This is a genomic window from Mangrovibacillus sp. Mu-81, assembly GCF_036867415.1.
Taxonomy (GTDB): domain Bacteria; phylum Bacillota; class Bacilli; order Bacillales; family Bacillaceae_B; genus Rossellomorea.
In genome coordinates this window covers 1-1,553 of record NZ_JBAJHU010000028.1, presented here as the reverse complement: position 1 = coordinate 1,553, position 1,553 = coordinate 1, and the positions used below count along the sequence as shown (strand labels likewise).

At 42.1% G+C, this 1,553-nt stretch carries 1 protein-coding gene; it reads left to right on the top strand.

Features of this window, described 5'->3' with window-relative positions:
* The first annotated feature begins 159 nt into the window (after positions 1-159).
* Complete coding sequence (locus tag V6B33_RS21995; protein WP_334219789.1) at positions 160-1,407, top strand: IS4 family transposase; 1,248 nt, start codon at positions 160-162, stop codon at positions 1,405-1,407.
* Positions 1,408-1,553: the final 146 nt, after the last annotated feature.

The window sequence follows — 1,553 nt, the reverse complement described above, 5'->3', positions numbered from 1 at the left end:
CCACTAGCATTGCATATGTATCCACAGGCCAAAAAATAAATTTAATTTCCCCCTATTAATTGGAATAATAGGAGGCTGTTTTATGGACGAAAGCAAAAAAGTCCCCTAAAGTAGAAGCTGAACCCACGTTATCCGTGACTGCTACTAAAGGAGACTTTCATGGATAACATCATACCAAATCAGACTGTATTTAGTAAATGCCTTTCTTTCTTACCGTTTGAAAAATTTAAATGCACGTCCTTAGACAACGGTGTAAAAAAACTTACCACCGCTAATTTAATGAGGATTTGTCTCACCATGCAATTAGGAAATTGGAAATCCTACGAGGAAACGGAAGAACGTATTCGTGCCATGGAAGGGACAGAGGAGCTGTTTGGGCTCACTAGTATTAGTGCTTCTCAACTATGTCGTCGTGTCAATGCCTTACCTTCGGTCCTACCACGGCAGTTATTTCTTGCCGCTGTTACCCAATTGAATGAATTGACGAGTAACAGAAAGGGGATTCCTTCTTTGGGGCGTCTTCATCTCGTGGATTCTTCTTCTCTGCTTCTTGGACCTACATTAGGGAAATGGACGTATTTTACAAAGCATAGTAATTGCGTAAAGCTGCATACTCGTATTGTAGTAACTGATCCCGGCACAGCTTATCCCGACATGGTCATTCCCTCTACAGGTAATGTGGATGATCGTGAAGTCATGCTGGAGCTCGTGACGGATCCTCATGCAACCCATGTGATGGACCGCGGCTATGTGGATTACAAAAAAATGGACCATTGGGTGGGAAACCAGATTCCATTCGCTATGCGCATCCAGGCTAAGCATAAGACGAACATCATTAAATCCTATGACGTTCCCGATGGCAGTAAGGTTAAGCTAGACGCCTTAGTCGTCATGGGGAGTACATTCAGATCCATGGAACAGCCCCTTCGTCTTGTTGAATTCACGGATGAAGAGGGGAAAGAATACCGTGTCGTCACCAATCGTTGGGATCTGAAAGCCGAAGAAGTAACCGAATTGTACCGGCACCGTTGGATCATTGAACTGTTTTTCAAGTGGATGAAACAACATCTACGTCTTGTTAAACTACAAAGTACCCAACCCCAGGGAATTTGGAATCAGATTTTTTTCGCCATGACGGCGTACTGTGTCACACTATATGTTAGGTTAGTTGAGAAAACTAAGAAGACCACCTGGAAAGTACTCACCCTTCTCCGCATCCATTCCGAAAGGACATGGAAAAGTTTTCTCCATGAGTTACACCGTTTACCAGAAAGAAAATCGAAAGGAAGACAAAAGCGCCAGCACCCGCCAAATGAAATTGAACTTCATGATGCAGGTGTGGCCATTGTAAAACCAGTGGGGGTAAGTACTAGCTCGATGGCAAAATATAAGAAAACAAGAAAATAATATCCATTTTTTGGATAACTGGGTTCATTTACAACCCCCTTGACTTTTTGGCTCAAAGCTAAGTAATTGAAGTGTAAATATTATACACAAAAGTAATATGATGTAATACCAATACTCTCTTGTGGATATTTTTGCAATGCTAGTGG

Bases quoted from the DNA above. Each gene is read 5' to 3' on its own strand.
- V6B33_RS21995 (WP_334219789.1), top strand. From the start codon at position 160: ATGGATAACATCATACCAAATCAGACTGTATTTAGTAAATGCCTTTCT.